Annotated in this window: 35 protein-coding genes; all 35 read left to right on the top strand. The window is 67.6% G+C overall.

Annotated features, from left to right (window positions below; genetic code table 11):
• Positions 1-91: 91 nt before the first annotated feature.
• The 35 genes from N553_RS0101545 to rpmJ all read left to right on the top strand — a co-directional run bounded on the left by N553_RS0101545 (position 92) and on the right by rpmJ (position 25,924).
• A complete protein-coding gene (locus N553_RS0101545; protein WP_028045075.1) occupies positions 92-3,967 on the top strand; it encodes a DNA-directed RNA polymerase subunit beta' in 3,876 nt (1,291 codons plus the stop codon).
• A gap of 324 nt (positions 3,968-4,291) precedes the next feature.
• Positions 4,292-4,750: a hypothetical protein gene (locus N553_RS0101540; protein ID WP_028045074.1), complete on the top strand. Its 459-nt coding sequence runs from the start codon at positions 4,292-4,294 to the stop codon at positions 4,748-4,750.
• Positions 4,751-4,796: 46 nt separating this feature from the next.
• The gene (locus N553_RS0101535; RefSeq protein ID WP_028045073.1) at positions 4,797-5,165 is read left to right on the top strand and encodes a hypothetical protein; all 369 of its coding nucleotides are present in this window, start codon (positions 4,797-4,799) and stop codon (positions 5,163-5,165) included.
• 383 nt (positions 5,166-5,548) lie between these two features.
• Positions 5,549-5,920 (top strand): 30S ribosomal protein S12, encoded by a 372-nt coding sequence (gene rpsL, locus N553_RS0101530; RefSeq protein ID WP_013770160.1) that lies wholly within the window; start codon positions 5,549-5,551, stop codon positions 5,918-5,920.
• Positions 5,920-6,390, top strand: coding sequence for a 30S ribosomal protein S7 (rpsG, locus tag N553_RS0101525; RefSeq protein WP_028045072.1), 471 nt, complete (start codon positions 5,920-5,922; stop codon positions 6,388-6,390). The genes rpsL and rpsG overlap by 1 nt, the downstream gene beginning before the upstream one ends.
• An 89-nt stretch (positions 6,391-6,479) precedes the next feature.
• A complete protein-coding gene (gene fusA, locus N553_RS0101520; protein WP_028045071.1) occupies positions 6,480-8,582 on the top strand; it encodes an elongation factor G in 2,103 nt (700 codons plus the stop codon).
• 125 nt (positions 8,583-8,707) lie between these two features.
• Complete coding sequence (tuf, locus tag N553_RS0101515; RefSeq protein ID WP_028045070.1) at positions 8,708-9,901, top strand: elongation factor Tu; 1,194 nt, start codon at positions 8,708-8,710, stop codon at positions 9,899-9,901.
• Positions 9,902-10,058: 157 nt separating this feature from the next.
• Positions 10,059-10,715 carry a hypothetical protein gene (locus N553_RS0101505; RefSeq protein WP_156043655.1) on the top strand — a complete coding sequence of 219 codons (657 nt, stop codon included), beginning with the start codon at positions 10,059-10,061 and terminating at the stop codon, positions 10,713-10,715.
• Between the two features lie 291 nt (positions 10,716-11,006).
• Positions 11,007-11,315, top strand: a complete 309-nt coding sequence (rpsJ, locus tag N553_RS0101500; protein WP_013117879.1) for a 30S ribosomal protein S10 — start codon at positions 11,007-11,009, stop codon at positions 11,313-11,315.
• Between the two features lie 22 nt (positions 11,316-11,337).
• Complete coding sequence (gene rplC, locus N553_RS0101495; RefSeq protein ID WP_034620458.1) at positions 11,338-11,997, top strand: 50S ribosomal protein L3; 660 nt, start codon at positions 11,338-11,340, stop codon at positions 11,995-11,997.
• A gap of 2 nt (positions 11,998-11,999) precedes the next feature.
• On the top strand, positions 12,000-12,686 hold the full coding sequence (gene rplD / locus N553_RS0101490) for a 50S ribosomal protein L4 (RefSeq protein WP_028045067.1): 687 nt from the start codon (positions 12,000-12,002) through the stop codon (positions 12,684-12,686).
• Positions 12,683-12,985 carry a 50S ribosomal protein L23 gene (gene rplW / locus N553_RS0101485; RefSeq protein ID WP_028045066.1) on the top strand — a complete coding sequence of 101 codons (303 nt, stop codon included), beginning with the start codon at positions 12,683-12,685 and terminating at the stop codon, positions 12,983-12,985. The genes rplD and rplW overlap by 4 nt, the downstream gene beginning before the upstream one ends.
• Positions 12,986-13,001: 16 nt before the next feature.
• Positions 13,002-13,841, top strand: a complete 840-nt coding sequence (rplB, locus tag N553_RS0101480) for a 50S ribosomal protein L2 (RefSeq protein WP_028045065.1) — start codon at positions 13,002-13,004, stop codon at positions 13,839-13,841.
• A gap of 12 nt (positions 13,842-13,853) precedes the next feature.
• Complete coding sequence (gene rpsS, locus N553_RS0101475) at positions 13,854-14,135, top strand: 30S ribosomal protein S19 (RefSeq protein ID WP_028045064.1); 282 nt, start codon at positions 13,854-13,856, stop codon at positions 14,133-14,135.
• A gap of 56 nt (positions 14,136-14,191) precedes the next feature.
• Positions 14,192-14,563 carry a 50S ribosomal protein L22 gene (gene rplV / locus N553_RS0101470; RefSeq protein WP_028045063.1) on the top strand — a complete coding sequence of 124 codons (372 nt, stop codon included), beginning with the start codon at positions 14,192-14,194 and terminating at the stop codon, positions 14,561-14,563.
• Positions 14,563-15,396, top strand: coding sequence for a 30S ribosomal protein S3 (rpsC, locus tag N553_RS0101465; RefSeq protein WP_028045062.1), 834 nt, complete (start codon positions 14,563-14,565; stop codon positions 15,394-15,396). Before rplV ends, rpsC begins: the two co-directional genes overlap by 1 nt.
• A 5-nt stretch (positions 15,397-15,401) precedes the next feature.
• Positions 15,402-15,818, top strand: a complete 417-nt coding sequence (gene rplP, locus N553_RS0101460) for a 50S ribosomal protein L16 (protein ID WP_028045061.1) — start codon at positions 15,402-15,404, stop codon at positions 15,816-15,818.
• Positions 15,818-16,057, top strand: a complete 240-nt coding sequence (rpmC, locus tag N553_RS0101455) for a 50S ribosomal protein L29 (protein WP_028045060.1) — start codon at positions 15,818-15,820, stop codon at positions 16,055-16,057. The genes rplP and rpmC overlap by 1 nt, the downstream gene beginning before the upstream one ends.
• A gap of 5 nt (positions 16,058-16,062) precedes the next feature.
• Positions 16,063-16,356 carry a 30S ribosomal protein S17 gene (gene rpsQ, locus N553_RS0101450; RefSeq protein WP_028045059.1) on the top strand — a complete coding sequence of 98 codons (294 nt, stop codon included), beginning with the start codon at positions 16,063-16,065 and terminating at the stop codon, positions 16,354-16,356.
• A 161-nt stretch (positions 16,357-16,517) separates the two neighbouring features.
• Positions 16,518-16,886, top strand: a complete 369-nt coding sequence (gene rplN, locus N553_RS0101445) for a 50S ribosomal protein L14 (protein ID WP_028045058.1) — start codon at positions 16,518-16,520, stop codon at positions 16,884-16,886.
• A 2-nt stretch (positions 16,887-16,888) separates the two neighbouring features.
• Positions 16,889-17,230: a 50S ribosomal protein L24 gene (gene rplX / locus N553_RS0101440; RefSeq protein ID WP_028045057.1), complete on the top strand. Its 342-nt coding sequence runs from the start codon at positions 16,889-16,891 to the stop codon at positions 17,228-17,230.
• Positions 17,230-17,799, top strand: a complete 570-nt coding sequence (gene rplE, locus N553_RS0101435) for a 50S ribosomal protein L5 (RefSeq protein WP_028045056.1) — start codon at positions 17,230-17,232, stop codon at positions 17,797-17,799. The genes rplX and rplE overlap by 1 nt, the downstream gene beginning before the upstream one ends.
• A 2-nt stretch (positions 17,800-17,801) precedes the next feature.
• The gene (locus N553_RS0101430; protein ID WP_028045055.1) at positions 17,802-17,987 is read left to right on the top strand and encodes a type Z 30S ribosomal protein S14; all 186 of its coding nucleotides are present in this window, start codon (positions 17,802-17,804) and stop codon (positions 17,985-17,987) included.
• Positions 17,988-18,063: 76 nt separating this feature from the next.
• Positions 18,064-18,462 carry a 30S ribosomal protein S8 gene (gene rpsH / locus N553_RS0101425; RefSeq protein ID WP_028045054.1) on the top strand — a complete coding sequence of 133 codons (399 nt, stop codon included), beginning with the start codon at positions 18,064-18,066 and terminating at the stop codon, positions 18,460-18,462.
• Between the two features lie 25 nt (positions 18,463-18,487).
• Positions 18,488-19,027, top strand: a complete 540-nt coding sequence (gene rplF / locus N553_RS0101420; protein ID WP_028045053.1) for a 50S ribosomal protein L6 — start codon at positions 18,488-18,490, stop codon at positions 19,025-19,027.
• 2 nt (positions 19,028-19,029) lie between these two features.
• Positions 19,030-19,401, top strand: a complete 372-nt coding sequence (gene rplR / locus N553_RS0101415) for a 50S ribosomal protein L18 (RefSeq protein ID WP_028045052.1) — start codon at positions 19,030-19,032, stop codon at positions 19,399-19,401.
• Positions 19,402-19,438: 37 nt separating this feature from the next.
• Complete coding sequence (rpsE, locus tag N553_RS0101410) at positions 19,439-20,113, top strand: 30S ribosomal protein S5 (protein ID WP_028045051.1); 675 nt, start codon at positions 19,439-19,441, stop codon at positions 20,111-20,113.
• Complete coding sequence (gene rpmD, locus N553_RS0101405; RefSeq protein ID WP_028045050.1) at positions 20,113-20,295, top strand: 50S ribosomal protein L30; 183 nt, start codon at positions 20,113-20,115, stop codon at positions 20,293-20,295. The genes rpsE and rpmD overlap by 1 nt, the downstream gene beginning before the upstream one ends.
• Before the next feature lie 2 nt (positions 20,296-20,297).
• Positions 20,298-21,047 carry a 50S ribosomal protein L15 gene (gene rplO, locus N553_RS25260; protein WP_081844311.1) on the top strand — a complete coding sequence of 250 codons (750 nt, stop codon included), beginning with the start codon at positions 20,298-20,300 and terminating at the stop codon, positions 21,045-21,047.
• A gap of 164 nt (positions 21,048-21,211) precedes the next feature.
• Positions 21,212-22,504: a preprotein translocase subunit SecY gene (secY, locus tag N553_RS0101395; RefSeq protein WP_028045048.1), complete on the top strand. Its 1,293-nt coding sequence runs from the start codon at positions 21,212-21,214 to the stop codon at positions 22,502-22,504.
• Positions 22,501-23,079 (top strand): adenylate kinase, encoded by a 579-nt coding sequence (locus tag N553_RS0101390; protein ID WP_028045047.1) that lies wholly within the window; start codon positions 22,501-22,503, stop codon positions 23,077-23,079. Before secY ends, N553_RS0101390 begins: the two co-directional genes overlap by 4 nt.
• Positions 23,080-23,084: 5 nt before the next feature.
• Entirely contained in the window at positions 23,085-23,936 is an 852-nt protein-coding gene (map, locus tag N553_RS0101385; RefSeq protein ID WP_028045046.1) for a type I methionyl aminopeptidase, read from the top strand.
• A 306-nt stretch (positions 23,937-24,242) separates the two neighbouring features.
• Positions 24,243-25,181: an LPXTG cell wall anchor domain-containing protein gene (locus tag N553_RS25800; protein ID WP_051639740.1), complete on the top strand. Its 939-nt coding sequence runs from the start codon at positions 24,243-24,245 to the stop codon at positions 25,179-25,181.
• A gap of 341 nt (positions 25,182-25,522) precedes the next feature.
• Positions 25,523-25,744 carry a translation initiation factor IF-1 gene (gene infA, locus N553_RS0101370; RefSeq protein WP_013770189.1) on the top strand — a complete coding sequence of 74 codons (222 nt, stop codon included), beginning with the start codon at positions 25,523-25,525 and terminating at the stop codon, positions 25,742-25,744.
• 66 nt (positions 25,745-25,810) lie between these two features.
• Positions 25,811-25,924, top strand: a complete 114-nt coding sequence (gene rpmJ / locus N553_RS0101365) for a 50S ribosomal protein L36 (RefSeq protein ID WP_013117849.1) — start codon at positions 25,811-25,813, stop codon at positions 25,922-25,924.
• The last annotated feature ends 121 nt before the right edge of the window (positions 25,925-26,045 follow it).

Raw genomic sequence — 26,045 nt, 5'->3', positions numbered from 1 at the left:
CTCACGGGTGGGCGGCGGGCGCCCGCACCCTTAGCAACATTTCCGTTCAGCTGGCTGACACAGCCGGCAAGCGAAGGAAGTAGGACCCCCCTTGCTCGACGTCAACGTCTTCGACGAGCTGCGTATCGGCCTCGCTACTGCCGACGACATCCGTGCCTGGTCGCACGGCGAGGTCAAGAAGCCCGAGACCATCAACTACCGGACCCTGAAGCCGGAGAAGGATGGCCTGTTCTGCGAGAAGATCTTCGGTCCCACCCGGGACTGGGAGTGCTACTGCGGCAAGTACAAGCGCGTGCGCTTCAAGGGCATCATCTGTGAGCGCTGCGGCGTCGAGGTGACCCGCTCGAAGGTCCGTCGTGAGCGCATGGGCCACATCGAGCTCGCCGCGCCCGTCACGCACATCTGGTTCTTCAAGGGTGTGCCGTCGCGTCTCGGCTACCTGCTCGACCTCGCCCCGAAGGACCTCGAGAAGGTCATCTACTTCGCGGCGTACATGATCACCTGGGTCGACGTCGACGGTCGTCACGAGGACCTCCCCAACCTCCAGAACGGGATCGACCTGGAGAAGAAGGAGATCTCGGACCGTCGCGACAACGACATCAACACCCGCGCCACCAAGCTCGAGGCCGACCTGGCCGAGCTCGAGGCCGAGGGTGCCAAGGCCGACGCACGCCGCAAGGTGCGCGACTCGGCCGAGCGCGAGATGGCTCAGCTGCGCAAGCGTGCCGACCTCGAGCTCGAGCGCCTGGACACCGTGTGGGACCGCTTCAAGAACCTCAAGGTCGCTGACCTCGAGGGTGACGAGATGCTGTACCGCCAGCTCCAGGACCGCTTCGGCAACTACTTCGAGGGCTCGATGGGCGCCGCGGCGATCCAGAAGCGCCTCGAGGCCTTCGACCTGGACGCGGAGTCCGAGTCGCTGCGCGAGATCATCAAGACGGGCAAGGGCCAGCGCAAGACGCGTGCCCTCAAGCGTCTGAAGGTCGTCAACGCGTTCCTCACGACGACCAACTCGCCCACCGGCATGGTGCTCGACGCCGTCCCGGTCATCCCGCCGGACCTGCGTCCGATGGTCCAGCTCGATGGTGGCCGCTTCGCCACGTCGGACCTGAACGACCTGTACCGCCGCGTGATCAACCGGAACAACCGCCTCAAGCGGCTGCTCGACCTCGGGGCGCCCGAGATCATCGTCAACAACGAGAAGCGGATGCTCCAGGAGGCCGTCGACTCGTTGTTCGACAACGGCCGCCGTGGACGTCCGGTGACCGGTCCGGGCAACCGCCCGCTCAAGTCGATCTCGGACATGCTCAAGGGCAAGCAGGGTCGGTTCCGCCAGAACCTGCTCGGCAAGCGCGTCGACTACTCGGGCCGTTCGGTCATCGTCGTCGGCCCGCAGCTCAAGCTGCACCAGTGCGGTCTGCCCAAGCAGATGGCGCTCGAGCTGTTCAAGCCGTTCGTCATGAAGCGCCTGGTGGACCTCAACCACGCGCAGAACATCAAGTCGGCCAAGCGCATGGTCGAGCGCGCGCGCCCCGTGGTCTGGGATGTCCTCGAAGAGGTCATCACGGAGCACCCGGTGCTGCTCAACCGTGCACCCACGCTGCACCGTCTGGGCATCCAGGCGTTCGAGCCCCAGCTCGTCGAGGGCAAGGCGATCCACCTGCACCCGCTCGTCTGCGCCGCGTTCAACGCGGACTTCGACGGTGACCAGATGGCCGTCCACCTGCCCCTGAGCGCCGAGGCGCAGGCTGAGGCCCGCATCCTCATGCTCTCGAGCAACAACATCCTCAAGCCGTCGGACGGTCGTCCGGTGACCATGCCCTCGCAGGACATGATCATCGGTCTGTACCACCTGACCAACGACAAGGACGAGCCGCTCGGTGCGGGCCGCTCGTTCAGCACCGTCTCCGAGGCCGTCATGGCGTTCGACCAGGGTTCCCTGGACCTGAACGCCGTGATCAAGATCCGCTTCGACGACCTGGTCCTCACCGAGGAGCAGGCGCCCGAGGGCTGGACCGAGGGTGAGCCGCTGCTGTTCGAGACGACCCTGGGCCGTGCGCTGTTCAACGAGCTGCTGCCGATCGACTACCCGTACGAGAACGGCGTCGTCGACAAGAAGCGCCTCTCGGTCATCGTCAACGACCTGGCCGAGCGATACCCCAAGGTCGAGGTCGCTGCGTCGCTGGACGCGCTCAAGGAGGCCGGCTTCCGCTGGGCCACCCGCTCGGGCGTCACGATCTCCATCTCGGACGTCGCGACCCCGTCGGCCAAGGCAGCGATCCTCGAGGAGCACGAGGGCCGCGCGGCGAAGGTGCAGGGCCAGTACGAGAAGGGCCTCATCACCGACGACGAGCGTCGTCAGGAGCTCATCGAGATCTGGACGCAGGCCACGGACAAGGTCGCCAAGGCGATGCAGGAGAACTTCCCGAAGCACAACACCGTCTACAAGATGGTCGGTTCGGGAGCCCGTGGTAACTGGATGCAGGTTCGCCAGATCGCCGGTATGCGTGGCCTCGTCGCCAACCCGAAGGGCGAGATCATCCCTCGCCCGATCAAGTCGAACTACCGCGAGGGGCTGTCGGTCCTCGAGTACTTCATCGCGACGCACGGTGCCCGCAAGGGTCTGGCGGACACCGCTCTGCGGACCGCCGACTCGGGCTACCTGACCCGTCGTCTGGTGGACGTCTCGCAGGACGTCATCGTCCGTGAGGACGACTGCGGCACCGAGCGTGGTCTGACCATGCCGATCGGTGTCCCGTCGGCCGGCCCGGGCAGCCCGCTGCGTCGTCACGACAAGGTGGAGACGAGCGTCTACTCGCGCACCCTGGCGAGCGACATCGAGGTCGGCGGCGAGGTCATCGGTCACGCCGGTGACGACGTCGGCGACGTCCTGCTCGACAGCCTCCTCGAGGCCGGCGTGGACACGCTCAAGATCCGCTCGGTCCTCACGTGTGAGTCCCGCGTCGGCACCTGCGCGCGCTGCTACGGCCGTTCGCTGGCCACCGGCAAGCTCGTCGACATCGGTGAGGCCGTCGGCATCATCGCGGCCCAGTCGATCGGTGAGCCCGGCACGCAGCTGACCATGCGTACGTTCCACACCGGTGGCGTGGCCTCGGCCGACGACATCACGCAGGGTCTGCCCCGCGTCCAGGAGCTCTTCGAGGCCCGCACCCCCAAGGGTGAGGCGCCCATCGCGGAGTTCTCCGGTCGTATCGCGGTCGAGGACGGGGACCGTTCGCGTCGCCTCGTGCTCACGCCGGACGACGGCTCCGAGGAGATCGCCTACCCGATCACCAAGCGCACGCGCCTGCTGATCTCGGACGGCGACCACGTCTCCGTCGGTACCCAACTGGTCCAGGGTGCGGTCGACCCGAAGAAGGTCCTGCGCATCCTCGGCCCGCGTGCCACGCAGAAGCACCTTGTCGACGAGGTCCAGGTCGTCTACTCCTCCCAGGGTGTGGACATCCACGACAAGCACATCGAGGTCATCGTGCGGCAGATGCTGCGTCGCGTGACGGTCCTCGACTCGGGCACGACCGACCTGCTGCCCGGCGAGCTCGCCGAGCGTGGGCGCTTCGAGGACGCGAACCGCGCTGCGGTGTCCGAGGGCGGCCAGCCGGCCTCCGGTCGTCCCGAGCTCATGGGCATCACGAAGGCGTCGCTCGCGACCGACTCGTGGCTGTCGGCGGCCTCCTTCCAGGAGACCACCCGCGTGCTCACCGAGGCTGCGATGTCGGGTCGTTCGGACCCGCTGCTGGGTCTCAAGGAGAACGTCATCCTCGGCAAGCTCATCCCGGCCGGAACGGGTCTGCCCCGCTACGGCAACATCGCGGTCGAGCCCACCGAGGAGGCGAAGGCCGAGCTGTACCCGACCTTCGGCTACGACGAGATCGACTTCCCCGCCCTGGGCCTCGGCTCCGGCGAGGCGATCCCGCTCGAGGACATCGACTTCGGCGACTACCGCTGATCGATCTGCACCACCCCCGAGGGGGCTCACCGATTCGGTGGGCCCCCTCGGGCGTTCTCGGGCGACGCCGATCGACCGAGGGCCCGGGTCCGGTGGACGACGCCTCCGGCCACCGAGCGTGGTCGACGCGTAGTGGCGCTCCGGCGCCCGGGCTTGAGTCCCGGGCCCGCTGAGCCCACTAGGCCCGCCTGGGCCCCGCCTGGGTCCAGATTGGGTCCTGGGGCCACGTCGGTGGTCCTGCCCGGCCCGGGACGATCACCGCATGACGTGCAACGTGCGGCCTCGGGGCAGCCAGCGGGGTGCGGCCTCCGTCGAGTCGTCGGCGTGGCTATCGCCGCGGTGGTCGTCGTCGGTGCGCTCATCGTGGCGAGCCGGCTGTCGGGCGTCGGACAGAGCCTCGCCGACAGGATCGGCTGCGCGGTCCGTTCGCTGGGTACCCGGGCTGGTGACTGCGGTGGCACCGGGACGCCGACCGTCTACGACGGCGACGGTGCCGGTGCGCCCGCCGGTCCGTCGGACGGTGGCGGGGCTCTCGCGCCGGCCGCAGACCCGACGAAGTACGGGAACGCGTCCCGGGACGACGCCCCTGTCGGCCCGGAGAAGGTCGAGGGCGTGGAGCAGCTGCACTCGCACCATGCCTACTACGTGCAGTCCGCGGACGTGAAGCACGGCACGGTGACGGTGGTGAACCCGTGGGGCATCGCCGGCTACCCACCGATCACGATGAGCTACGACGACTACGTGGACGCGTTCCGCGCGGTCGACACGAATGCGGTGGGCTGACGTGCGCATATCCTTCCGGGCAGGTCGAGAGAACAGGGGGGCACCGATGGCGCGGTGGGTGCGTTGGGTCTCGGCTGCGGGCGTGGTCCTCGTGACGAGCCTTGCGGTGGCCGGTTGCGGCGCCGACGAGCCCGATCCCCCGGCGTCGTCACCCGACGGTGGCATCTGGCTGCGGGAGAACATCCCGACACCCCTCGACGACCTCACGGTCATCGCGAGCAACATCGACGACGACCACGCGTCGTTGTCGGCGAGCCGGGCGGGCGAGGTGGCCGACTCCTCCGGCGCGAAGGTGGGGGAGACCGTGACCGTCGCAGGCCGGGACTTCACGCTCGTCTCGGTGCGCGTGGACGACAGTGACGGTCCTCCGGGCAGCTCCCAGAGCTACGCCTGGGTGGTCCCGTCGGCGCCCTGAGAGGTCGGAACAGAGCACTCGCGGTCCGCGTATCCGCGTGCCGACGTGACGAGGCTCGCTTTGACGCTGCAAGCGCCGCCGGGTAACGTAGGACACCGTGCCCGCGCCGTCGGGCTCTCGCGTATGCACCCGAAGGATCCCTCTTGCGAGCGGGTCCAGAGCCGGGAGCATCGGGTGGTCTCGCTCCACCACGTCGTCACCTCGCCAAGGACCGTTCTTGCGGGACGCGGCGAGGAGGGCCGGGGCGACACGCCCGAGCGCGGGGGTCGGTGCGGGACTCGAGACCTGAGGTAGTCGCGCGACGGGCGACGATCCCCGACCATGCCGGCCGTCCTGGGTGACGGGTCCGGTCGACCAGAGATCATCCAACAGACGGAGACGTAGTGCCTACGATCCAGCAGCTGGTCCGCAAGGGCCGGCAGGCGAAGACGAACAAGTCGAAGACGCCTGCCCTCAAGGGCTCCCCCCAGCGACGCGGTGTGTGCACCCGCGTCTACACCACGACCCCGAAGAAGCCGAACTCCGCCCTCCGCAAGGTCGCGCGCGTTCGTCTCTCCAGCCAGGTCGAGGTCACGGCGTACATCCCCGGTGTCGGCCACAACCTGCAGGAGCACTCGATCGTGCTCGTCCGCGGTGGCCGTGTGAAGGACCTCCCGGGTGTCCGTTACAAGATCGTCCGTGGTGCCCTCGACACGCAGGGCGTCAAGAACCGTAAGCAGGCGCGCAGCCGCTACGGCGCGAAGAAGGTGGGCTGATGCCTCGCAAGGGTCCGGCCCCGAAGCGGCCGCTCGTCATCGACCCCGTCTACGGGTCTCCGGTCGTCACGCAGCTGATCAACAAGGTCCTGCTCGACGGCAAGAAGTCTGTCGCGGAGCACATCGTCTACGGCGCCCTCGAGGGTGTCCGTGAGAAGACGCAGGGCGACCCGGTGGTCGTGCTCAAGCGCGCCCTGGACAACGTCCGCCCGTCGCTCGAGGTGCGTTCGCGCCGCGTCGGTGGTGCCACGTACCAGGTTCCCGTCGAGGTGCGTCCGGTCCGCCAGACCACCCTCGCGCTGCGCTGGCTCACCGACTACTCGCGCGCTCGTCGCGAGAAGACGATGACCGAGCGCCTCATGAACGAGATCCTGGACGCGTCCAACGGCCTCGGTGCCGCGGTGAAGCGTCGTGAGGACATGCACAAGATGGCTGAGTCCAACAAGGCCTTCGCGCACTACCGCTGGTAATCCCGGCACCCACGGGCGCTGCGCCGCCGGTCCGATCCTCGGGCCGGGCCGGTGGCGCCACCCAAGCCAACCTGTAAGGGGCAACTCACGTGGCACTGGATGTGCTGACGGACCTCACGAAGGTCCGCAACATCGGCATCATGGCTCACATCGATGCTGGCAAGACGACGACCACCGAGCGGATCCTGTTCTACACCGGGGTCAACTACAAGATCGGTGAGACGCACGACGGTGCGTCGACGATGGACTGGATGGAGCAGGAGCAGGAGCGCGGCATCACGATCACGTCCGCCGCGACGACCTGCTACTGGCACGACAACCAGATCAACATCATCGACACGCCCGGTCACGTGGACTTCACGGTCGAGGTCGAGCGCTCGCTGCGCGTCCTCGACGGTGCCGTTGCCGTGTTCGACGGCAAGGAGGGCGTCGAGCCCCAGTCCGAGACCGTCTGGCGTCAGGCCGACAAGTACGACGTCCCGCGCATCTGCTTCGTCAACAAGATGGACAAGCTCGGCGCCGACTTCTACTTCACCGTCAAGACGATCGTGGACCGCCTCAAGGCCAAGCCGCTGGTCATCCAGCTGCCCATCGGCGCCGAGAACGACTTCATCGGCGTCGTGGACCTGGTCAAGATGCGTGCTCTGGTCTGGCGCGGAGAGACCGCCCTGGGCGAGAAGTACGAGGTCGAGGACATCCCCGCCGACCTCGTCGAGAAGGCGGAGCAGTACCGCGCCGAGCTCCTCGAGGCCGTCGCCGAGACTGACGACGAGCTGCTCGAGAAGTTCCTCGGTGGCGAGGAGCTGACCGAGGCCGAGATCAAGGCCGGCATCCGCCAGCTCACGGTCAAGTCGCAGGCCTACCCGGTCCTGTGCGGCTCGGCGTTCAAGAACAAGGGCGTCCAGCCCATGCTCGACGCCGTCATCGACTACCTGCCGACGCCTCTGGACGTCCCGGCCGTCGAGGGCCACGACATGAAGGACCCCGAGCTCGTCGTCGAGCGTCACCCCGACTCGACGGAGCCGTTCTCGGCCCTCGCGTTCAAGGTTGCCTCGCACCCGTTCTTCGGCAAGCTGACCTACGTCCGGGTGTACTCCGGCAAGGTCTCGCAGGGCGCCCAGGTGCTCAACTCGACCAAGAACAAGAAGGAGCGCATCGGGAAGCTCTTCCAGATGCACTCCAACAAGGAGAACCCGGTCGAGGACGCCACGGCCGGCCACATCTACGCGTTCATCGGCCTCAAGGACGTCACCACCGGTGACACCCTGAGCGACCCGTCGGCACCCGTGGTGCTCGAGTCGATGACCTTCCCGGAGCCCGTCATCGACGTGGCCATCGAGCCGAAGACGAAGGGTGACCAGGAGAAGCTCTCGGTCGCCATCCAGAAGCTCGCCGAGGAGGACCCGACCTTCCGCGTCAAGCACGACGAGGAGACCGGCCAGACCGTCATCGGCGGCATGGGCGAGCTCCACCTCGACATCCTCGTGGACCGCATGCGTCGCGAGTTCAAGGTCGAGGCCAACGTCGGCAAGCCGCAGGTGGCCTACCGCGAGACGATCCGTCGCTCGGTCGAGAAGATCGACTACACGCACAAGAAGCAGACCGGTGGGTCGGGCCAGTACGCGAAGGTCCAGATGACGTTCGAGCCGCTGGACACCGCCGACGGCGAGATCTACGAGTTCTCGAACAAGGTCACCGGTGGCCGCATCCCGCGCGAGTACATCCCGTCGGTCGACGCCGGGATCCAGAGCGCGATGCAGCTCGGCGTCCTCGCGGGCTTCCCGCTCGTGGGCGTCAAGGCGATCCTGCTCGACGGTGCCGCGCACGACGTCGACTCCTCGGAGATGGCGTTCAAGATCGCGGGCTCGATGATCCTCAAGGAAGCGGTCCGCAAGGCCGACCCGGTTCTCCTCGAGCCGGTCATGGCCGTCGAGGTCCGTACTCCTGAGGAGTACATGGGTGACGTCATCGGCGACATCAACTCCCGCCGCGGCATGATCCAGTCCATGGAGGACGCGACGGGCGTGAAGGTCGTCCGTGCACAGGTCCCCCTTTCGGAGATGTTCGGGTACGTCGGCGACCTGCGGTCCAAGACCCAGGGTCGTGCTGTGTACTCGATGCAGTTCGACAGCTACGCCGAGGTTCCTCGGAACGTTGCCGAGGAAATCATCAAGAAGACCCGGGGCGAGTAGTCCCACAGGTCGACATCTGTAGTTCCATCACACAAACCGACCCGTAGGACGCCGCGTCAAGCGGCTACCGTCCGGTAGCCGCACAACGTCGGCCAATCTCTACCAAGTCCTGAGGAGGACACCCAGTGGGCAAGGCGAAGTTCGAGCGGACGAAGCCGCACGTCAACATCGGCACCATCGGTCACGTCGACCACGGCAAGACGACGCTGACGGCGGCCATCTCGAAGGTGCTGCACGACAAGTACCCCGACCTGAACCCCTTCACGCCTTTCGACGAGATCGACAAGGCCCCTGAGGAGAAGCAGCGCGGTATCACCATCAACATCGCGCACGTGGAGTACCAGACGGAGAAGCGTCACTACGCTCACGTCGACGCTCCCGGTCACGCGGACTACATCAAGAACATGATCACGGGTGCGGCGCAGATGGACGGCGCCATCCTCGTGGTCGCCGCCACCGACGGCCCGATGGCCCAGACGCGTGAGCACGTCCTGCTCGCCCGTCAGGTCGGCGTGCCGTACCTGCTCGTCGCGCTGAACAAGACCGACATGGTCGACGACGAGGAGATCCTGGAGCTCGTCGAGGTCGAGGTCCGCGAGCTCCTCTCGGCCCAGGGCTTCGACGGCGACGACGTCCCCGTCGTGCGCGTCTCCGGCCTGAAGGCGCTCGAGGGCGACCCGGTCTGGGTCAAGTCCGTCGAGGACCTGCTCGAGGCTGTCGACGAGAACGTGCCGGACCCGGTGCGCGACATCGACAAGCCCTTCCTCATGCCGATCGAGGACGTCTTCACGATCACCGGTCGTGGCACCGTCGTCACCGGTCGCGTGGAGCGCGGCAAGCTCAAGGTGAACGAGGAGGTGGAGATCGTCGGCATCAAGGAGAAGGCGATCAAGACCACGGTCACCGGCGTCGAGATGTTCCGCAAGCTGCTCGACTACGCCGAGGCCGGCGAGAACGTCGGTCTGCTCCTTCGTGGCACGAAGCGCGAGGAGGTCGAGCGCGGCCAGGTCGTCGTCAAGCCCGGCTCGATCACGCCGCACACCGAGTTCGAGGGCCAGGTCTACATCCTGGCCAAGGACGAGGGTGGCCGTCACAACCCGTTCTACGGGAACTACCGCCCGCAGTTCTACTTCCGCACCACCGACGTCACCGGCGTCATCACGCTGCCCGAGGGCACCGAGATGGTCATGCCCGGCGACAACACCGAGATCCACGTGAACCTCATCCAGCCCATCGCGATGGAGGAGGGCCTCGGCTTCGCCATCCGCGAGGGTGGCCGCACCGTCGGCTCGGGCAAGGTCATCAAGATCATCAAGTGATGCTCGCCCCTCGGGGCAGCTGATCTGACGCAGGCCCGGGAGCTTCGGCTCCCGGGCCTTCGTCGTACCCCGCGCCGATCGGGTGGTTCTGGGTGCACCTTTCGGACGTGTCGGGCGGAGGACCGCCGCGTGGCCCGGGTGTCTGTACGGTCCTCCCATGGGTGCCATGGACCGAGTTCGAGACGCCGTGTCAGCAGCCGTTGCCGATGGGGCTCGCGGTGTGCGCGTCGCGGCGTCGGCCGCCGGGGTAGTCGCGCGCGCCGTCCACGAGGGCCATGTGGTGCCGTTCCTGGCCGCTGGCGACCCCGCCGACGCGCCCGACCCGCGTGGTCCGAGCCCATGGCCGATGCTGTGCTCCGAACCGTTCTGCCTCGTCCGTGTCGCTGCAGGGCCAGCCGACGCACTCGGGATCCTGGCAGCAGCCATGACCGAGACGGGTCTGTTCGTGGAGGCTCACCGCGACGGTTGGGGGTTCACGTCGGCCCCGACGTCCGGTGCGGCGCGAGGCGGCTGGCGGTACGACGTGCGGACGGAGCTGAACGTCGACGTCCCGCTGCCTGGCCCGTTCTCTATGACCCTCGGTGCGGTGGACGTCGAGCGCGTTCACGTACGCAGCAGCTGGGACGCGGGTACGGGCGTGACCACGCTCCGGCTCGACGCGGACCTGACCGGCCGGCTGACGGTGAACCTGGACGGTACGGGTGTCGCGCGTCGAGTGGCAGACGCGCTGAGCGCGTTCGCCGCGACCTGGGAGGCCCGAGGGGTGTCGGTCCTCGTCGGAGGGTGGCGCTCGAAGGCGCGCGTGCAGGCCTGACCCCGTCGCACGACCGAGTGTGACGCAGGCGATTGGAGTTCCGGCGCCTGGTCTGGCACACTGTTCAGGTTGCCTAGTTGAGGGCGGCGTGTTCGCGCGCGCTGCACACGACGGGGCTCGCACACGTGGACGGCGTCTGGACCCCGGGATTACCCGGTGGTTGACGCCCGACAACAACCACCGATCTCGTGCCGGAAACGGTACGCAGCGCAACGGTGTGTCGCGCGAAGCGACACGCCCGAGTGCGGGGGTCGGACGGAGCCGGTTTCAACAGAGAGAAGTAGACGCGCCATGGCGGGACAGAAGATCCGCATCAGGCTCAAGTCCTACGACCACGAAGTCATCGACAGCTCGGCGCGCAAGATCGTCGACACGGTGACTCGCGCTGGTGCGTCGGTCGTGGGTCCGGTGCCGTTGCCGACGGAGAAGAACGTTTTCTGCGTCATCCGGTCGCCTCACAAGTACAAGGACAGCCGCGAGCACTTCGAGATGCGTACTCACAAGCGGCTCATCGACATCATCGATCCCACGCCGAAGGCCGTCGACTCGCTCATGCGTCTCGACCTGCCTGCGGACGTGAACATCGAGATCAAGCTCTGACGCTGGGAAGGAACTGATTTCTATGGTTACCCAGCAGAACGAGCGCGCAGTCACGGCCCTCATCGGCACGAAGCTCGGCATGACCCAGGTGTGGGACGACAACGGTCGTCTCGTCCCGGTCACCGTCGTCGCTGTCGGGACGAACGTCGTGACCCAGGTGCGCTCCGCTGACGCTGACGGCTACGCCGCGGTCCAGCTGGCCCACGGCCAGATCGACCCGCGCAAGGTCACCAAGCCGCTGAAGGGCCACTTCGAGAAGGCCGGCGTCACGCCGCGCCGGCACGTGGCCGAGATCCGCACGCCGAACGCCTCCGAGTTCACGCTCGGCCAGGAGCTCACGGCCGACCTCTTCGAGGCCGGTTCGCTCGTGGACGTCATCGGCACCACCAAGGGCAAGGGCACCGCCGGTGTCATGAAGCGTCACGGCTTCCACGGCGTCGGCGCCTCGCACGGTGCGCACCGCAACCACCGCAAGCCCGGTTCCATCGGTGGCGCCTCCACGCCGTCGCGCGTGTTCAAGGGCATCAAGATGGCCGGTCGCATGGGCGTGGACCGCCAGACCACCCAGAACCTGACCGTGCACGCGGTCGACGCCGAGCGGGGCTTCCTGCTCGTCAAGGGTGCCGTTCCCGGCCCCAAGGGTGGCGTCGTGGTCGTGCGTTCCGCTGTGAAGGGGGCGTGACCATGTCTGACACGCTGACCGTCGACGTCGTCGACTTCGAGGGCAACAAGACCGGTTCCACCGATCTGCCCGCCGAGGTCTTCGACGTTCAGACCAACATCCCGCTCATCCACCAGGTCGTCGTCGCGCAGCGCGCGGCGGCTCGCCAGGGCACCCACGACACGAAGAGCCGTGGCGAGGTCCGTGGTGGTGGCCGCAAGCCGTACAAGCAGAAGGGCACCGGCCGCGCCCGTCAGGGTTCGACGCGTGCTCCGCAGTTCGCCGGTGGTGGCGTCGTCCACGGCCCCACCCCGCGTGACTACACGCAGCGCACCCCCAAGAAGATGAAGGCCGCGGCGCTCCGCGGTGCTCTCTCGGACCGCGCTCGTGCCGGCCGTGTGCACGTTGTCACGGGCTTCGCCCCGGGCACCGCACCCTCGACCAAGTCCGCGCTCGCCGTGCTCGACAACCTCTCGGGACGCAAGAACGTCCTGGTCGTCGTCGAGCGTCAGGACGAGATCACGTGGAAGTCGCTGCGGAACGTCGCGCGGGTGCACCTGCTGGTCGCTGACCAGCTCAACACCTACGACGTCCTGATCTCGGACGACGTCGTGTTCACGCAGGGCGCGCTCGACGCGTTCCTGGCGGGCCCCGTCAAGGGTGCCTCCGCGGTGGCCACGTCCTCCGAGTCCGAGGAGGAGACCAAGTGACCGACATCGGCAAGAACCCGCGCGACATCCTGCTCGCGCCGGTCGTCTCCGAGAAGAGCTACGGCCTGCTCGACGAGGGGAAGTACACCTTCCTCGTCGACCCGCGGGCGAACAAGACCGAGATCAAGATTGCCGTCGAGCAGGTCTTCGGCGTCAAGGTCGACTCGGTCAACACCGCGAACCGGCAGGGCAAGTCCCGTCGGACCCGTTTCGGCACCGGCCGCCGCAAGGACACGAAGCGTGCGATCGTCACCCTCCGCGAGGGAACGATCGACATCTTCGGTGGTCCGGTCGGCTGATAAGGACTGAGAACTCATGGGAATCCGTAAGTACAAGCCGACAACGCCGGGCCGTCGTGGCTCGAGCGTGGCCGACTTCGTCGAGATCACACGATCCACGCCGGAGAAGTCGCTCGTCCGTCCGCTCCACAAGACGGGTGGCCGCAACTCCACGGGTCGTATCACCACGCGCCACAAGGGTGGCGGTCACAAGCGTGCGTACCGCGTCATCGACTTCCGTCGTCATGACAAGGACGGCGTGCCGGCCAAGGTCGCTCACATCGAGTACGACCCCAACCGCACGGCCCGCATCGCGCTCCTGCACTACGCGGACGGCGAGAAGCGCTACATCATCGCGCCGAACAAGCTGTCGCAGGGCGACCGCATCGAGAACGGCCCCGGCGCCGACATCAAGCCCGGCAACAACCTGCCGCTGCGCAACATCCCGACCGGTACGGTCATCCACGCGATCGAGCTTCGGCCCGGTGGCGGTGCGAAGATCGCACGCTCGGCCGGTACGTCCGTGCAGCTCGTCGCCAAGGACGGTGGGTTCGCCCAGCTGCGCATGCCGTCCGGTGAGATCCGCAACGTCGACCTGCGCTGCCGCGCCACGGTCGGCGAGGTGGGCAACGCCGAGCAGTCGAACATCAACTGGGGCAAGGCCGGGCGCATGCGCTGGAAGGGCAAGCGCCCCTCCGTCCGTGGTGTCGCCATGAACCCGATCGACCACCCGCACGGTGGTGGCGAGGGCAAGACGTCCGGTGGACGTCACCCCGTCAGCCCGTGGGGCCAGGCCGAGGGTCGTACCCGTCGTCCGAACAAGCCGAGCGACAAGCTCATCGTGCGCCGTCGGCGCACCGGCAAGAACAAGCGCTGATAGGAGCCTGAGATGCCACGTAGCCTGAAGAAGGGCCCGTTCGTCGACGGTCACCTGCAGAAGAAGGTCGACGTCCAGAACACCGCCGGCACGAAGAACGTCATCAAGACGTGGTCGCGCCGTTCGGTCATCACGCCGGACTTCCTCGGCCACACGTTTGCTGTGCACGACGGACGCAAGCACACCCCGGTGTTCGTGACGGAGTCGATGGTCGGGCACAAGCTCGGCGAGTTCGCTCCGACACGGACGTTCCGCGGCCACGAGAAGGACGACCGGAAGGGTCGTCGCCGCTGACCCCCGGGTCAGCCAGGCGACGCCCTCACCGGCAGAGACAAGAAGGCAGGACAGCAATGGAAGCCAAGGCGAAGGCGCGGTTCGTCCGCGTCACGCCCCAGAAGGCCCGGCGCGTCGTGGACCTCATCCGTGGCAAGCAGGCCGGCGAGGCTGTGGCGGTGCTGAAGTTCGCACCGCAGGCCGCGGGGGAGACGGTTCTCAAGGTTGTGGAGAGCGCGATCGCGAACGCTCGTGAGGCTGCCAAGCGCAGCAACGAGCGTCTCGACGAGGCGGATCTCTACATCTCTGAGGTGTTCGTCGACGAGGGTCCGACGCTCAAGCGGTTCCGACCGCGTGCGCAGGGCCGAGCCAGTCAGATCCTCAAGCGGACGAGCCACATCACCGTGGTCGTCGCTGAGCGTGAGACCTCGAAGGGAAGGGCCCGATAGTGGGACAGAAAGTCAACCCGCTCGGGTACCGCCTGGGCATCACGACCGACCACCGCTCGCGTTGGTTCGCCGACTCGACCAAGCCGGGTCAGCGCTACCGCGACTACGTGGGCGAGGACGTCAAGATCCGCAAGCTCATGAGCACGGGTCTCGAGCGTGCCGGTATCGCCAAGGTCGAGATCGAGCGGACGCGTGACCGCGTCCGTGTCGACATCCACACCGCCCGCCCGGGCATCGTCATCGGGCGTCGTGGCGCGGAGGCCGACCGCATCCGCGGCGAGCTCGAGAAGCTCACGGGCAAGCAGGTCCAGCTGAACATCCTCGAGGTCAAGAACGCCGAGATCGAGGCTCAGCTGGTCGCCCAGGGCATCGCCGAGCAGCTGGCGAGCCGCGTCTCGTTCCGTCGCGCCATGCGCAAGGGCATCCAGTCGGCCCAGCGCGCCGGTGCCAAGGGCATCCGTGTGCAGGTCTCCGGCCGCCTCGGTGGCGCTGAGATGAGCCGTACGGAGTTCTACCGCGAAGGCCGTGTGCCCCTGCACACGCTCCGCGCGAACATCGACTACGGGTTCTTCGAGGCTCGCACGACCTTCGGGCGCATCGGCGTCAAGGTGTGGGTCTACAAGGGCGACATGACCGAGAAGGAGTTTGCTCGCGAGCAGGCGACCCAGGCCCCGCGCCCGGCTCGTGGCCCGCGGACGGACCGTCCCGGTGGTGGAGACCGTGGCCCGCGTGCCGGTGGCGCACCCCGTCGCGACCGTGAGGCCGCTCCTGAGACCGCTGCTGTCGAGGCCCCGGCCGAGGCAGCTGCAACTGAGACCGGAACGGAGGCCTGACCGCAATGCTCATCCCGCGCAGGCTGAAGCACCGCAAGCAGCACCACCCGGGGCGTTCCGGCGCCGCGACCGGTGGTACCGCGATCTCGTTCGGTGAGTTCGGCATCCAGGCTCTCGAGCCTGCGTATGTCACGAACCGGCAGATCGAGGCTGCACGTATCGCCATGACCCGCCACATCAAGCGTGGAGGGAAGGTCTGGATCAACATCTACCCGGACCGCCCCCTCACCAAGAAGCCCGCCGAGACCCGCATGGGTTCCGGCAAGGGCTCGCCCGAGTGGTGGATCGCCAACGTCAAGCCGGGCCGAGTTCTCTTCGAGCTCGCCGGCGTCCCGGAGCCCCTGGCGCGCGAGGCCATGCGTCGCGCCCAGCACAAGCTCCCGATGAAGACACGTTTCGTGGTTCGCGAGGGTGGTAACTGATGACTATCGGCACCAAGGAGCTGGCTCCCAGCGAGCTGGACACCTTCGACGACGACAAGCTGGTCGCCGAGCTGAAGAAGTCCAAGGAGGAGCTGTTCAACCTCCGCTTCCAGTCGGCAACCGGTCAGCTCGAGAGCCACGGGCGCCTGAAGGCCGTTCGCCGCGACATCGCGCGGATCTACACGATCCTGCGTGAGCGCGAGCTCGGCATCCGTACCGCCCCGAGTGCGAGCGAGTGAGACTGATGGCAGACGAGAAGAACGAGAAGACGACAGCTGTTGCTGCCAAGCGTGGCGACCGCAAGACGCGCCGCGGCTACGTGGTCAGCGACAAGATGGACAAGACCGTGGTGGTCGAGGTCGAGGACCGGGTCAAGCACCCGCTCTACGGCAAGGTCATCCGTCGCACGAGCAAGGTCAAGGCGCACGACGAGAACGGCGCTGCCGGCGTCGGCGACCTCGTGCTCATCATGGAGACGCGGCCGCTGAGCGCTACCAAGCGCTTCCGCCTGGTCGAGGTCATCGAGAAGGCCAAGTAAGACAGCAGTACCCCCAGTTGCCCACGGGCGCCGGGTGACGTCCGAAGGACAGTTCACGTCCGCAGGACCAAGCCCGGCGCAACGTGTGCATCACGGCAACTATCCGTTCGGCCAGGCTCGCCCCAGCTGGAGCGAGAACCCGCCAGACGACAGGAGTAGTAATGATTCAGCAGGAGTCGCGGCTTCGCGTCGCCGACAACACGGGTGCCAAGGAAATCCTCTGCATCCGTGTCCTCGGTGGCTCGGGCCGTCGTTACGCAGGCATCGGTGACGTCATCGTCGCCACCGTCAAGGACGCCATCCCCGGCGGCAACGTCAAGAAGGGCGACGTCGTCAAGGCTGTCATCGTGCGCACCCGCAAGGAGCGCCGCCGTCCGGACGGTTCGTACATCAAGTTCGACGAGAACGCCGCAGTGATCCTCAAGGCCGACGGCGAGCCCCGTGGCACGCGCATCTTCGGCCCGGTCGGGCGCGAGCTGCGCGACAAGAAGTTCATGAAGATCATCTCGCTGGCACCGGAGGTGCTCTGACCATGGCGAAGATCAAGAAGGGCGACCTCGTCGTCGTCATCTCCGGCCGCGACAAGGGACGTCAGGGCCGTGTGCTCGAGGTCCTCGTCGAGTCGCAGCGCCTCGTCGTGGAGGGTGTCCAGCGCGTCACCAAGCACGTCAAGGCCGGCCAGACGCAGCGCGGCACGCGCACCGGTGGCATCGAGACGATCGAGGCCCCCATCCACATCAGCAACGTGATGCTCGTGGACCCGGAGACCAAGAAGGGCACCCGGGTCGGCTACCGCACGGAGCAGGTCGAGCGCGACGGCCGTACCCGCACCGTTCGGGTCCGCGTCGCCAAGCGCTCCGGTAAGGACATCTGATGACCGAGACAGTCGCAGCCGTCGAGCTGCCCCGTCTGAAGACCAAGTACAACGACGAGATCCGCAACGCGCTCTTCGAGCAGTTCGGTCACGAGAACATCAACCAGGTCGCGCGCCTGGTGAAGGTCGTCGTGAACATGGGCGTTGGCGAGGCCGCAAAGGACTCGAAGCTCATCGAGGGCGCGATCCGCGACCTCACGCAGATCACCGGCCAGAAGCCGCAGGTCACCAAGGCCCGCAAGTCGATCGCGCAGTTCAAGCTGCGTGAGGGCATGCCGATCGGCGCGCACGTCACGCTGCGTGGCGACCGTGCCTGGGAGTTCCTGGACCGCCTGCTCTCGACGGCCCTTCCCCGTATCCGTGACTTCCGTGGCCTCTCGCCGCAGCAGTTCGACGGTCACGGCAACTACACCTTCGGCCTCGTGGAGCAGTCCGTGTTCCACGAGATCGACCAGGACAAGATCGACCGGGTCCGCGGGATGGACATCACGGTCGTCACGACCGCTGACACCGACGACGAGGGTCGCGCTTTCCTCAAGCTCCTCGGCTTCCCGTTCAAGGAGATCTGACCATGGCGAAGACTGCCCTCAAGAACAAGGCTGCTGCCAAGCCGAAGTTCGCGGTGCGTGGCTACACGCGCTGCCAGCGTTGCGGCCGGCCCCACTCGGTGTACCGCAAGTTCGGCCTGTGCCGGATCTGCGTGCGCGAGATGGCCCACCGCGGCGAGCTTCCCGGCGTCACCAAGAGCAGCTGGTAATTCCACGCAACACGAACGTCGGTAGGTCCAGCCCAGCAATGGGCGGGATACCCCGGCGAGGAAGGGCGGAAGCCCCATGACCATGACCGACCCCATCGCAGACCTGCTCACGCGGCTGCGTAACGCGAACTCGGCTCACCACGACACCGTGCTGATCCCGTTCTCGAAGCTGAAGTCGCACATCGCGGAGATCCTCCAGGCCGAGGGCTACATCTCGGGCTGGACGGTTGAGGATGCCGTCGTCGGCAAGAACCTCATCATCGAGCTGAAGTACGGCCCGAACCGCGAGCGTGCGCTCGCCGGTGTCAAGCGCGTGTCCAAGCCGGGCCTGCGCGTGTACGCCAAGTCGACCAACCTGCCCAAGGTGCTCGGCGGCCTCGGCGTGGCGATCCTGTCCACGTCCTCTGGTCTCCTCACCGACAAGCAGGCCGCCAAGAAGGGCGTGGGTGGGGAAGTCCTCGCCTACGTCTGGTAAGTCCGAGACGGAAAGGAGCTAGCCAATGTCCCGAATCGGCAGAGTCCCCGTCCCGGTCCCCTCCGGCGTGGATGTCAACATCAACGGCGCACTCGTGACGGTCAAGGGTCCCAAGGGCACCCTGACGCACACGATCCCCGCGCCTATCGAGGTTGCGCGCGACGAGGCAGGTGCCCTCGTGGTCACCCGCCCCGACGACGAGCGCGCCTCGCGTTCGCTGCACGGCCTCACCCGCACGCTGCTGTCGAACCTCGTCATCGGCGTCACCGAGGGCTACATCAAGAAGCTCGAGATCGTCGGCACCGGTTACCGCGTGACGGCGAAGGGCTCGGACCTCGAGTTCGCGCTGGGCTTCAGCCACCCCGTCGTGGTCAACCCGCCGGAGGGCATCACCTTCGTCGTCGAGGCTCCGACGCGCTTCTCGGTGCAGGGCATCGACAAGCAGCAGGTCGGCGAGGTCGCCGCGAACATCCGCAAGATCCGTAAGCCTGAGCCGTACAAGGGCAAGGGCGTGCGGTACGCGGGCGAGAATGTGCGCCGCAAGGTCGGAAAGGCCGGTAAGTAACCATGGCACTCAAGATCATCGGCAAGGGCAAGCGCAAGGCCCGCCAGCGTCGTCACATCCGCCTTCGCAAGAAGGTCTCCGGCTCGGCTGCCCGTCCCCGTCTCGTCGTGACCCGGTCCGCCCGGCACATCACGGCCCAGGTCGTGGACGACGGCATCGGCCAGACGCTCGTCTCTGCGTCGACGCTCGAGGCAGACCTGCGCGGCTCGACGGACGACAAGACGGCCAAGGCCCGCAAGGTCGGCGAGCTCATCGCCGAGCGTGCGAAGGCTGCCGGCCTGGACGCTGTGGTCTTCGACCGCGGCGGCAACAAGTACCACGGCCGCGTCGCAGCGGTTGCGGACGGCGCTCGCGAGGGCGGTCTGAAGCTGTGACGACGACGAACTCCGGAACTAAGAAGAGGACAATCTGATGGCTGCTCCTCAGCGCAGCAACACCGGCGCGCCTGCGGGCGGCGCCGGGGCCGGCGGCGGCGGTGACCGTCGTGACGGCGGTCGTGGCCGTGACGGTGGCGGCGGCCGTGGTGGCCGCGACTCCGCAGAGAAGAGCGCGTTCCTCGAGCGCGTCGTGACGATCAACCGCGTCGCCAAGGTCGTCAAGGGCGGTCGTCGCTTCAGCTTCACCGCGCTCGTCGTGGTCGGCGACGGCGACGGCACGGTCGGTGTCGGCTACGGGAAGGCCAAGGAGGTGCCCGCGGCGATCGCCAAGGGCGTCGAGGAAGCCAAGAAGAACTTCTTCAAGGTTCCCCGCATCCAGGGCACGATTCCCCACCCCATCCAGGGTGAGGCCGCTGCCGGTGTCGTCTTCCTGCGTCCGGCGTCGCCGGGTACCGGTGTGATCGCCGGTGGCCCCGTGCGCGCCGTTCTCGAGTGCGCCGGCATCCACGACGTCCTGAGCAAGTCGCTCGGTTCGTCGAACGCGATCAACATCGTGCACGCGACGGTCGCGGCTCTTCGCGGGCTCGAGCGTCCGGAGGCTGTGGCCGCGCGCCGTGGGCTCCCCGTCGAGCACGTCGTGCCGGCTGCTCTCCTGCGCGCCCAGGCCGCTGGCCTGGCCGCCGCAGCGGGCACGAAGGCAGGTGCCTGATGGCTCGACTCAAGGTGACCCAGACGCGGTCTGGCATCGGCGGTAAGCAGAACCAGCGCGACACCCTGCGCACCCTCGGCCTCAAGCGGATCGGCGACGTCGTCGTCAAGGAGGACCGCCCTGAGATCCGCGGCATGGTCAAGACGGTGACGCACCTTGTCGCGGTCGAAGAGGTGGAGTGACCATGGCAGACGAGAAGAAGGCTGACGAGGTGACGGCCCCCAAGGCCGCCGCCGCGAAGAAGGCCCCCGCGAAGAAGGCCGCCGACACGGAGTCCGCTCCGAAGGCGACCAAGGCGAAGGCTGCACCCAAGGCCGCCAAGTCGCAGGACGCTGCCGAGGCAGCTCCGAAGGCTGCTGCCAAGGCGAAGGCCGAGCCCAAGGCGAAGGCCGAGCCCAAGGCGAAGGCTGAGCCGAAGGCGGCCGCGCCGAAGAAGGCCGTGTCCGCAGCTGCGGCCAAGGCGGCCGAGGCCGCGGCGCAGCCCGGCAACGGTGGAACGCTGAAGATGCACCACCTTCGTCCGGCCCCGGGCGCCAAGACCGCCAAGACCCGCGTGGGTCGTGGCGAGGCGTCCAAGGGTAAGACGGCAGGTCGTGGCACCAAGGGCACCAAGGCGCGCTACCAGGTGCCGACGCGCTTCGAGGGTGGGCAGATGCCTCTGCACATGCGCCTCCCGAAGCTGCGTGGCTTCAAGAACCCGTTCCGCGTCGAGTACCAGGTGGTCAACCTGGACAAGATCTCGGCGCTGTACCCGAGCGGTGGCGACGTGACGGTCGCCGACCTGGTTGCCAAGGGCGCGGTCCGCAAGGGCCAGCCCGTCAAGGTGCTCGGCACCGGTGAGCTCACGGTCAAGGTGTCCGTCGCGGTCGACGCCTACTCGGCGTCCGCGAAGGACGCGATCGTCGCTGCCGGTGGCACCGTCGCGCAGGACTGATCGAAAGAACGGGGCCGGTGGGGCCATAGCTCCCCACCGGCCCCGTTCCCATATGTTCTTCAGCATCAGTTAGGGTTCCCCGGTGCCTGCGACGTTTCGCAGGCGGTACGGCCGGAATGAGCCGGTAGTACGAGATCCCGCCTCGGCGGCTCAGGAGGACACAGGTGCTCAGCGCATTCGTCAGGGCGTTCCGAACGCCCGACCTGCGGCGCAAGCTGCTCTTCACCATCGGGATCATGGTGATCTTCCGGGTGGGCTCTTTCCTGCCGACTCCGGGGGTGTCGTACCCGAATGTGCAGACGTGTATCGACACGACCCAGAACGACCTTCTCGGTCTGGTCAACCTGTTCAGCGGTGGAGCACTGCTCAAGCTCTCCGTGTTCTCCCTTGGGATCATGCCGTACATCACGGCGAGCATCATCGTGCAGCTTCTCCGGGTGGTCATTCCCCGTTTCGAGGAGCTGCACAAGGAAGGGCAGTCCGGGACCGCGAAGCTCACGCAGTACACGCGGTACCTGACGATCGGCCTCGCGATCCTGCAGTCCACGACGATCATCACGGTCGCGCGCAGCGGTCAGCTGTTCAGCGGCTGCCCCGTGGACGTCATCCCGAACGACTCCTGGTACATCCTGCTGATCATGGTGATCACGATGACGGCCGGAACCGGTCTCATCATGTGGCTCGGTGAGCTGATCACGGAGCGCGGCGTCGGCAACGGCATGTCGCTGCTCATCTTCACGTCGATCGCGGCGAGCTTCCCGACGGCCCTCTGGTCGATCGCGGGCGGCGACAACGGTGCGTTCAAGTTCATCATCGTGCTGGCCGTCATCGTCCTCGTCGTCGGCATGGTCGTCTTCGTCGAGCAGTCGCAGCGTCGTATCCCGGTCCAGTACGCCAAGCGCATGGTCGGTCGACGCATGTACGGCGGGTCGAGCACGTACATCCCGATCAAGATCAACATGGCCGGTGTCATCCCGATCATCTTCGCGTCGTCGCTGCTCGCCGTCCCCGGGCTCCTCGCCCAGTTCGGCGACCCGTCGGCGGGCTGGGTCCAGTGGGTCTCCCGGCACCTGGCGTCTCAGAGCGCGCCGCTGCACCTCGCGCTCTACGTGTTCCTGATCATCTTCTTCTGCTACTTCTACACGGCGATCACGTTCAACCCGGACGAGGTCGCGGACAACATGAAGAAGTACGGCGGCTTCATCCCGGGCATCAGGGCCGGCCGTCCGACGGCTGAGTACCTCGACTTCGTCATCTCGCGCATCACCGCGCCTGGTTCGCTCTACCTCGCTGTGGTGGCGCTCATCCCGACGATCGTGTTCATCGTGCTCGGCGTCGGGACGAACATCCCGTTCGGCGGCTCGTCGATCCTGATCGTCGTCGGTGTCGGGCTCGAGACCGTCAAGCAGATCGAGTCGCAGCTGCAGCAGCGTCACTACGAGGGGTTCCTGCGATGAGCACGCGACTCGTGCTGCTCGGCGCCCCTGGCGCCGGCAAGGGCACCCAGGCGGTCCGCCTCGCCGAGTCCCTGGGCATCCCTGCGATCTCGACCGGCGACCTGTTCCGCGCGAACATCAAGGGTGGGACGCCCCTGGGCCTGAAGGTCCAGGAGTACACGTCGCGTGGCGCGCTCGTGCCGGACTCCGTCACCAACGACATGGTGCGTGACCGGCTCGCGCAGGCGGACGCGGCCGACGGGTTCCTGCTCGACGGATACCCGCGGAACGTGGCCCAGGTCGCTGAGCTCGACGCGATCCTTGCCGCCTCGGGTGTCGCGCTGGACCGAGCCGTCGAGCTGACGGCCGATCCGGAGATCGTCGTCCCGCGGTTGCTGAAGCGTGCCGAGATCGAGGGCCGCGAGGACGACACGGAAGATGTCATCCGACACCGTCTGGACGTCTACGCCCAGGAGACTGCGCCTATCGCCTCGGTGTACGCGGACCGCGGTCTGCTCACGCAGGTCGACGGGATCGGCGAGATCGACGACGTCACGTCGCGCCTGCTCGCCGTGATCGGCACGCTGGCCCGCTGACCGAGATGTTCGGGCGCGAGCGCATCGAGTACAAGACGCCCGAGCAGGTGCTGCTCATGCGTCGGGCGGGGCTCGTCGTCGCCGAGGCGCTGCAGGTGGTCCGCGAGGCCGTGGTGCCGGGCTCGACGACGGCCTCGCTCGACGCCTTGGCCGCTGCGGTGATCGGCGACCACGGCGCACAGCCGTCCTTCCTCGGGTACCACGGCTACCCGGCGACGTTGTGCATCTCGGTCAACGACGAGGTCGTGCACGGCATCCCCGGCGAGCGTGTGCTGCAGGCCGGAGACGTCGTGAGCGTGGACTGCGGGGCGATCGTCGAGGGCTGGCACGGGGACTCGGCCATCACGGTCGTCGTGCCTGGCACCGGAGAGCTGGACCGCCTCGACACCGAGCTCGTGACAACGACCGAGCGTGCGCTCTGGGCGGGGATCGCGGCGTTGGCCACAGGCGACCGGCTCGGCTCGGTGGGGGAGGCCGTCGAGGATCTCGTCGACGAGGCCGAGGCGGCCGGCCTCAACGGGGGAGCGCGCTACGGCATCGTCCAGGAGTACGTCGGGCACGGGATCGGCACTGCGATGCACCAGCCTCCCGACGTGCTGAACTACCGGACCCGCGACCGAGGGCAGAGGCTCCGGCCCGGGCTGTGCGTGGCCGTCGAACCGATGCTCGTGCGCGGCTCGCGGTACACCAGGGAGCTCGACGACGAGTGGACGGTCGTGACTGTCGACGGCTCGCGTGCGGCGCACTGGGAGCACTCCGTGGCAGTCCTGGCCGACGGGATCTGGGTGCTGACGGCGGTCGACGGGGGAGCGCAGAGGCTCGCCGAGCTCGGCGTGGCGGTATCCCCGCTCGCCTGAGCACGCTCCCGGGTTACCGGTGAGTACGGCCGTTCAGGTGATCCTGGTCGGGCGGGCCACGAAATCCGACATTTAGCGACGAAACGCGCCACCGCTGTCCGATTTGACGGATATGGTCCTGCAGGGCGGTCGAGGATCGCCCTGGGCACCTCGGGGTCTGCGCGGTCGATCTTCGCGCGGTAGAGGGTGGGTGCCCACCCTCATGCGGACGCGTGGTCAGCGCGCGCCCGCAGCCGATGCAACGGGTGGCCCATGCACCGCAGTGTTCGTCCCTTCCCTGTCCGTCTGCTCCGCCGCGGTGGTGCCGTGCTCACGGTGGCGACGGTCGTCCTCGCGTTGGGCGCGGGTGCGGCTCAGGCTCATGACCGCGACCGCGGTGGGAGCCACTACGACAAGAAGAAGCAGCAGCAGGTGACTGCCGCGTACGTCTACCTCAAGAAGGACGCGAGCAAGCCTGCGTCGTGGGAGAACTCGACGCAGCAGTACCTCGTGACGACGTGGCCCACGGGCTCGTGGCGGGACCTGACGCTCGACGAGATCGCCCCTGCGCTCCCTGCAGGCCTGATCGTGTGCGGCGGTGGCTGGGGAGTGCAGGAAGACCAGGCCAACGGCGACGCGAGCGTGTTCACCAGCAAGCCGGCGCCGAAGTACCCGGACGACACGGTGGGCTGGGGCCCGATCTTTGCGGCCAAGCACTGGGACCTCACCGCGATGGTGAAGGTCCCGGCGTGCGCGACGGACGTGCCGGCACCTGCGCCGTCCACGCCGGCACCGCCGACGCCGACCCCGACGCCCTCCATCTCGACGCCGCCCGCACCCGCACCGCCGGCACCGCCGGCACCGCCTGTGCAGACGCTTCCTGCGCCGACGCCGCCCTCGCCGAGCCCGTCGACGCCGCCGACGACGGCCGCACCCACGCCGCCGCCGTCGTCCACGGTGCCCGCGCCGCCGGCACAGACGCCGACGCCGGCACCGAGCGCGACCCCGTCGACGCCACCGCGTGCTGAGGTCCTCGCCGCGCCGGAGCCGACGCCGACGGCGTCGACGCCCGCGACGACCGCTGCGAGCCCGGTCCCCTCGCCGAGCGCCAGCGTGCACTCGGAGGTGCTGGCGGCCGGTGGCGGGTCGGACGGGACGCTGGCGGCGACGGGCTCCTCTCCGGCGCCCGGACTCCTCGCCGGGGCGATCCTGGTCCTCACGGGCACCGCGCTCGTCGTGCTGCGACGTCGGCGCCGCGCCGCCTGACGAGCTGCGCTGCTCAGGCAGCCGTCCCACCGACGCAGGCCGTCGCCCTACCCGGCGACGGCCTTCGTCGTCGGCGGACCTGAGCCCGACGTCGGGTGTGGCCGAGAGCACGGAGGTCGAGGCCGGATCGGTTTCGTCCCTTGGGCCGCATGGCGTAAGATCATTCGTTGGGTGTGTGCGCCCGGTTCATCGAACGCCTCTGGGCTACGCCTCGTCGCCAGTCGACGAGCTGTCCGGCACGGGCACCCGCACTCTCCACGACAGCGACGACGGTCGGCTTCCCGCCGAGCGACGTGGCCGACATGGGTCGATCAGTATCGGACGAACAGTTAGCGGAGGATATGGCGAAGAAGGACGGTGTCATCGAGATCGAGGGCAGCGTCGTGGAGGCTCTGCCAAACGCGATGTTTCGCGTGGAGCTCACCAACGGCCACAAGGTGCTCGCCCACATCTCGGGCAAGATGCGTCAGCACTACATCCGGATCCTCCCCGAGGACCGTGTGGTGGTGGAGCTGAGCCCGTACGACCTGTCCCGTGGCCGGATCGTCTACCGCTACAAGTAACAGCCACTCGATCACGCCGTCTGACTCCTTGCGGGGAGCGAACACGGCGGCGGAGGAAAACACGCGATGAAGGTCAAGCCCAGCGTCAAGAAGATCTGCGACAAGTGCAAGGTGATCCGCCGGCACGGTCGCGTCCAGGTGATCTGCGAGAACCTGCGCCACAAGCAGCGCCAGGGCTGACGCCCTGTTGCTCAGCAGGAGCTAGCAGCACCAGCACGTAAGCGCACCACCACCTCGGACCCTCGGGTCCGGTGAACCCCCGGTCGGAGGCCGGGGCCCGCGGAAAGCGGGGAGGTGGTGC

The organism is Cellulomonas sp. URHE0023 (assembly GCF_000688475.1).
Classification (GTDB): domain Bacteria; phylum Actinomycetota; class Actinomycetes; order Actinomycetales; family Cellulomonadaceae; genus Cellulomonas.
The sequence above is the reverse complement of the archived record's forward strand: the minus strand, read 5'-3'. Positions and strand labels throughout refer to the sequence as shown.